We start from the raw sequence: 6,498 nt of genomic DNA on the forward strand, positions 1-6,498 counted from the left end.
TCAAGTGCAGACAACGTGATAAAAGGCGCAGGCCCGGATTGCCAGGGAAGCTTGAGCTGCTCCCAGGCAATCTCGAAGTTCTCTTCCAGAAAGTCCGTGGCCTTATTGACCCGAAACGAGACCGTCACAAAGTACTCCGCACCGGGCCGGAGGGTCGGGCGCTTGAGGGGTAGAGTCAAAGACACGGTCTCGCCAGGTGGGCAGCTCACGGGGGCCAGATCGCCGCTGGCAATGGGCTTGCCATCTTCGGCGACAATGTAGTGAGGAATGTACTCCTTCAGATCCGTGAAGCTAAACTTATTGGTGACACGCACCCGGCCCGCCGCAAGATCATCAGCGACAATGGCCACGTTCTGGTAGCACTTCTTGACCTCATAGAGCTTCGGAGTCACTTTCCGATCCGGAGTCACTAGCCCATTGCAGCAGAAGTTTCCGTCGTTGGGCTTGTCATCGAAGTCGCCACCGTAGGCAAAGTAGCTCTCGCCACCCGGTGCTTTTTTGGTCAGGCCCTGGTCTACCCAGTCCCAGATACAGCCACCCATGTTGCGCGGCGAGCTGTCAAAGGCCGCCACATACTCGACGAGGTTGCCCACGGCATTGCCCATCGCGTGGGCGTACTCACAGACAAAAAACGGCTTTTTGGAGTTTTGTTTGCCTGCATTGATCACATAGTCCACCGTGGGATACATCACGCTATCCACACTCGTCACTGAGTTATCCCGCTCGTAGTGGATAGGCCTCGATGGATCTAGTCTCTCGACAAGCTTCGCGGTAGCAGCGAAGTTCACGCCCGGCCCCGCCTCATTGCCCAGCGACCACATCACAATACTCGGGTGGTTCTTATGGGTCTGGAGCATGCGCTCGGTGCGATCCAGATGCGCTTTTTGCCATTTCACGTCGTGGCCCAGACTCTCTTTGCCATAGCCCATGCCGTGGCTCTCGATATTGGCCTCGTCAATCACATAGAGCCCATAGCGGTCGCACAGGTCGTACCAGCGGGGATCGTTGGGGTAGTGGGCACAGCGCACCGTATTGATATTGAAGCGCTTCATGAGCTGAATATCTTTGGTCATGCTCTTCAGCGAGAGGGTACGCCCTGTATCCGGATCGTGCTCGTGCCGGTTGACTCCCTTGATCTTCACCGGCTGACCATTTATCGTAAAGACCCCTGTCTGCCACTCGATCTTACGGAACCCGATTCGGGTCGAGGTCGCCTCGTAGACCGTACCGTTCTCGTCTTTGAGGGCCATGACGACCGTGTAGAGATTGGGTGTCTCCGCGGTCCACTTCGCCGGTTTTTCCACCTTGAGCGAAACCTCGGCGCTACGCTCTTGGCCACTGGGGAAACCATCAATGAGTGCCTCGGTCAGCCCGATGCGCTTGCCGATCTTATCGTAGAGACTGACCTCCACTTTGCGCCCCTCGGAGCGTGCCCCCGAGAGATTTCGAATCCAGACCCGCGTCTTAAGGGTGGCATCTTGGTACTGACTATCGAGTTCGGGCTTGCAGAAGAAATCCCGAATCTGGACTTTAGGGGTCGAGTGGAGCCACACGTCACGGAAGATCCCCGAGTAGCGGAACATGTCCTGGTCTTCTAAGTAGCTCCCATCACACCAGCGATAGACCTCAACAGCCAGTAAGTTCTTACCCGGCTTGAGATACTTGGTGATACGAAACTCCGCTGGGTCTTTACTATCCTCGGAGTACCCCACTTTCTTGCCATTCACCCAGACATAGAACGCGCTATAGACCCCACCAAAGCGCAGAAACACCTCGCGTCCGTCCCACTTCTCGGGAACCGTAAACTCCGTACGATAGGAGCCAACGGGGTTATTTTCGTGGGCGATAAACGGCGGGTTCTTGGCGTGGGGATAGGTGATATTGGTGTAGATCGGGATGCCATAGCCCTTCAGCTCCCAGCAAGACGGCACCGCAATCGTGGCCCAGCTCTTATCGTCAAAATCCGTCTGGAAAAAGTTCTTGGGGCGCTCGTCGGGCCTCGGAACCCAGCTAAACTTCCAGTTCCCGTTGAGGAGTTTGGCAAACGAGGAGCTCTCCCGCACCACCGCTCCCGCAGCCTTCACGCTCTCAAAGCTAGCCATCTCGGCACGGGGCGCTTCTTTGTTAATCCCCACCACTGCTGGGTTCTCCCAGTCAGGAGCCTGAGCGTGGGCCATGCCCACCACGAGCAGCGCCAGTAGCGCCAGAACGGAACGCATCATAGGTCATTGTAGCACGTCTATGCCTTGCCAATTCCCAGGCCATCTGCCACTCTATTGATGTAGTTAAACCACGAAGCAATCAGGTTCACCTGCAAGATCCCTGTGTCGTCCAGCCCCACAGCCCTGAGCGCCTCTAAATCTTCTGGGAGTATCTTGTAGGCATGGCGCGTCAGCTTCTCCGTGTAGGTCAGGATCGCCACTTCCCGTCCACTCAGCCCCGGAGCCATGCGCCAGTCCGTCTTGATCGCCTCAGCGAGCGCCCCGTCTAACGTCTCCACACGCAGAAACTCTGCGTGAGACTCCGTTCAGTAAAAGCAACTATTAAGCGACGAAACCGTGGCGGCGATCAGCTCATGCTCCCGCCGTGAGAGCGGCAGCTCAGGGTTCATGAGAGCGCCAAACGTCGAGAATGCGTGCTTCAGCGCCTCAGGAATCAGCGAGTGCGACGCCACAATGCTCTCGTCGAGCACCGCCTTCGGGAGCCGCACCGCACTCTCCGGGCTACCCGCGTAGGCCGCCGGATAGAGCGGGCGCTGGGCTAGCATCGCCTCACGTACTTCGTCGGACTCACTCGCGGAAACGGTCTTAATCCATGCCATAATTATCAACATTGTACCGATTTAACGGCAGGCAAGGAGCGTATCTGGTAGAATAGAGACCACCTAAAAACCCGTGGATAACTTATTTAAGCTCCTCCTGGCCCTCTTGCTTGTCTTTTTGACCGCCTTTTTTGTAGCGGCAGAGCTGGCTCTCGTGAAAGTTCGTACCACCCGTTTGGACGAGCTAGCGGCGCGTAAAGTATTTGGTGCGGAGCGTGCCCGTTATGCCTCCCGCCATATCTCGCACTATCTGCATGCCACCAAATTTGGAGTGATGGTCTGCGCCGTGGTGCTCGGTAGTGTGGGACACGATGTGGTACATGCGTTTCTTGGCCCCGTTCTACACAGCCTTCCCAGCTGGGTTTCTACCGTTTTGATCATGGTGATCGTCACGCTTGTGGAGTTTGTACTCGGCGAGCTGGTGCCCACCACGATGGCGATCAAAGACGCAGAGAAGATCTTGCTGGCGACGATCATTCCGCTGGACATCTTCTACCGAATCTTCAAGCTTCCCCTCGCGGCAATGGGTAAGCTAGCCTCTCTGATCCTACGGCCCTTTGGCTACAAAACTGACCACAGCGACGATGAGAGTGTCTCTGAGGCCGAGATTCGCCTGATCGTGGAGCAGAGCGGTGAGGGCGGCGCTCTGGGAGAAGAGGAAGTGGGGCTCGTGCATCGCGTGCTGGACTTTGCCCACCGGCAGGCGAAAGAGATCATGGTGCCCCGCCCGGATATCGTCTTTCTCTCCACCGACAAGCCACTCGCGGAAAATCGAAAGATTGCGGAGAACTCGGGCTACACGCGCTTCCCGCTCTGCGAAGCGGGCTCGACCGATGAGATTATCGGGATGATCCACATCCGTGATCTACTGCGCTTCAAGAGTGGCGACTTGCTCAGCATTGTCATTGACCTGCCCCGCGTCCCTGAGACGAAGCCCATTGACCAGCTCCTGCGCGAGCTTCAGCGCCAACGGCAGCACATGGCCGTGGTAGTGGATGAGTTTGGCGGCACCGAGGGAATCGTCACGCTGGAAGACATTCTCGAAGAGATCGTGGGCGACATCATGGACGAGCGCGATCCCACGCGGCCTGAGATTGAGTCTGGCCCCGAGGGAACCTCGGTGGTGGACGGACGGATGCCTCTGGAGAAGCTAGAGCGCCTACTGGAGCTTACCAGCCCGGAAGAAGAGCCCGAGGTAGAGACCGTGGGAGGGTGGGTGCTAACACAGACCAATGGCTCACCCCGTGTGGGTGATAATGTCGGGTACAGCAATGCGCAGCTCACCGTCGTCGAGATGACGGGTCGCCGCGTACGAAAAGTGCGTGTCAGTGTCACAGCTCCCCAACGCGCGGACTAATTGGAGGTACAATAGAGCCCCATGGCACTCTCGCCCCAGCCCCTCCCCACCGATGTCGAGCCGATGACTCTGGCAGAGCTGGTTGTGGAGCGTCAGCCCACCAATGTCCGCTGGCTCGGCTTGCTGGTTCTCACTGCCTTGGCCGTTGCTCTGGGAACCAGCCTGACCCTGCGCGGAGCCAGCCAAGCTGACGAGGAGCAGCGCCAGTTTGGCCGGGAGCTACGCCTCCAGACCCAGGTCGCCCAGCTTTCCAGCCAGCTTCATGAGGCGGAACTCTGTCAGGCTGCCTACATAGGAACGGGCCGGGCCGACTACGCCACACGGTTCCGTCGCCTACACACCACCCTCTCGGATGGTCTCCGTGACTTGACGGCCCCTCAGGACTTTGGAGCCCCCCGGGAGCTACGCCTCAAGCAGCTTCCTTCCCAGGCAAGTGCCTATCTCAACCGCCTCGAAAGTGCCGCCGCGCTCCGTGAGGCAGGGCAGAGCAGTCAAGCCTTGGCGGCCCTTGAGGAGATCACCCGTGAAGGGGATCGTCTTCAAAAAAGTGTTGCTCTTGTCGCCCGTGATAGCAAGAAGGCGAGCGACCGAAGCGAGCAGGCACACGAGCTGGAGAGCCAGAGGTTGCGTGCGGAGGCGATTGTCCGTGCGACGCTTTTTGCCCTTGTTCTTCTGCTGGCCTACTTGCTCTTGCGCGTGGAGCGACGTTTTCAAGTGCAGCGTGTAAAGACCCTCCAGCGTGAGAATGAGCGCCTTCGGGAGCTCACCGAAGAGGATGGGCTCACGGGCCTGAGTAACCGCCGCGCCTTCGACAACCGGCTCGATATTGAGTGGCAGCGTGCCCAGCGCTACGGGCTTCCCCTCTCACTGGTGGTGCTGGATGTGGATCACTTCAAGCAGTACAACGACTCTTTCGGGCACCAGGCAGGTGATGTGATCCTACGGCTCATGGCCCATGCCCTCGCGCAGACCGCCCGCCTCTCCGACACGGTGGCCCGCTACGGGGGAGAGGAGTTCGCCCTGATCCTGCCCCACACCGATGCTGATGAGGCCATGATTGTGGGAGAGCGCCTACGTGCCTTGCTCCTACGCTCCGACTGGCCCAACCGTCCCATCACCGCCAGTATCGGCGTGTCAACGATGAACAAAGAGAAGAAAACCTCCGCCGAGCTGGTTCACGAGGCCGACAGTGCTCTCTATACCGCCAAAGGCAATGGCCGCAACCAGGTGACACACTGGAGCCAGGTCAAGCAGGAAGCCAAAGCTCCCTAAGGCGCTTGACAATAGCAGCAGCCCCTGGCACAGGAAGAGGAGAGACACTTCCCTTTGCGGGGACGCTCTCCAGCGGCCAGCTTGCACTCAGAAACGCCTCACTCTCCAGTCGGATGCCACCGTCCCAGGCTTTCAGAGCCGCATCCAGCGCGGCAAACTCGGCAAAGCCAGTACGCGGCCCGTAGAGTAGCGGTGTCCCACTCGCCATGCACTCCCCGACAAGGCCATAGCCTGCCTTAGAGATCACGCAGTCCACCGATGCCACCAAGTCCTCGTGCCGCCTTGTCTCCCTTGCGAGCACCACCAAGTTATGGGGCCAGGGCTTTGGCGGCGGGGTAAGCGTGTAGAAAGTCCAGCCGACAAAGCGCTCCAGGCTTGTCCAGGGAAAAGGCATCCCCCAGTTTCCCGCGTAGATCAGGGCAGAGCGGCCCTCCTGATTCGTCGCCCTCTCTCCCCCCCCGACTCGCGCCACGAGGCCGACAGACTCTCGGTGAGGGAAATAAGACATTGGCAGCGCCAGTCCGGCTTCCAGCAGCAGAGTGGCCTGAGCGTACTCCGCCTCCAGCTGCGCCACAATGTCCTCAAAGCCCGCGTACTCGGCGTAGATATCGGCCCAGGTAAAGTTAGCCACGCACACCGAGGGCAGTCCCAGCGTGAGGGGGAACGAGGCGACATCCGTTAGTACCAACCGCGCCCCAATAGACTTCAGCCAAGCGATCTCATCGGCGCGGCGTGCCTCGTTGCGCTGGTTCTGTACCTCCCCCGCCGCCTTTGTCGCCGCTTGATCCACCGTCATGGAGTCGGTCTGGAGGCAGCCGACATCAAACGACTCGGGAATCAGCGTGAAGGGGCGCTTGACTTCCGCACACCAGAACCACTCGGGAGCCACTGTCTTTACGTAGAGCGGAATCTCTTGAGGCAAGTCCCGCAAGATCGTCACCTCCCGCGCCGAGTGCCCCAGCCCATGCCCCGAAATGTACGCCACAACTGCCAAGGAGTACCGACTACTTCTCGATCTCGATGGTGTCCCAGCCGCAGGCCTGGAAGC

6 protein-coding genes are annotated in these 6,498 nt (G+C 59.1%); 2 read left to right on the plus strand and 4 right to left on the minus strand.

Annotated features, from left to right (window positions below; translation table 11 throughout):
* The 3 genes from RMO15_RS33035 to RMO15_RS33045 all read right to left on the minus strand — a co-directional run.
* On the minus strand, positions 1 to 2,222 hold a 2,222-nt coding region (locus RMO15_RS33035; RefSeq protein WP_309723584.1), incomplete at its 3' end, for a glycoside hydrolase family 2 TIM barrel-domain containing protein.
* 17 nt (positions 2,223 to 2,239) lie between these two features.
* Entirely contained in the window at positions 2,240 to 2,500 is a 261-nt protein-coding gene (locus RMO15_RS33040) for a hypothetical protein (RefSeq protein WP_309723587.1), read from the minus strand.
* Between the two features lie 27 nt (positions 2,501 to 2,527).
* Positions 2,528 to 2,821, minus strand: a complete 294-nt coding sequence (locus RMO15_RS33045) for a hypothetical protein (RefSeq protein WP_309723589.1) — start codon at positions 2,819 to 2,821, stop codon at positions 2,528 to 2,530.
* 73 nt (positions 2,822 to 2,894) lie between these two features.
* On the opposite strand from RMO15_RS33045, the gene RMO15_RS33050 reads away from it, so the two are divergent.
* Together RMO15_RS33050 and RMO15_RS33055 are read left to right on the plus strand one after the other, a co-directional pair.
* Complete coding sequence (locus RMO15_RS33050; protein WP_309723592.1) at positions 2,895 to 4,178, plus strand: hemolysin family protein; 1,284 nt, start codon at positions 2,895 to 2,897, stop codon at positions 4,176 to 4,178.
* 21 nt (positions 4,179 to 4,199) lie between these two features.
* Positions 4,200 to 5,450, plus strand: a complete 1,251-nt coding sequence (locus RMO15_RS33055) for a GGDEF domain-containing protein (RefSeq protein ID WP_309723595.1) — start codon at positions 4,200 to 4,202, stop codon at positions 5,448 to 5,450.
* On the opposite strand, the gene RMO15_RS33060 is transcribed toward RMO15_RS33055, so the two are convergent.
* Positions 5,425 to 6,498 (minus strand): hypothetical protein (locus RMO15_RS33060; RefSeq protein WP_309723598.1); only part of this gene is annotated, 1,074 nt, incomplete at its 5' end. The two genes, RMO15_RS33055 and RMO15_RS33060, sit on opposite strands and share 26 nt — an antisense overlap.

Source organism: Armatimonas sp., assembly GCF_031410135.1.
Taxonomy (GTDB): Bacteria; Armatimonadota; Armatimonadia; order Armatimonadales; family Armatimonadaceae; genus Armatimonas.

Excerpts from the sequence above, each read along its gene's own strand:
- RMO15_RS33055 (WP_309723595.1), top strand. The coding sequence starts at position 4,200 with ATGGCACTCTCGCCCCAGCCCCTCCCCACCGATGTCGAGCCGATGACT.
- RMO15_RS33045 (WP_309723589.1), bottom strand. The coding sequence starts at position 2,821 with ATGGCATGGATTAAGACCGTTTCCGCGAGTGAGTCCGACGAAGTACGT.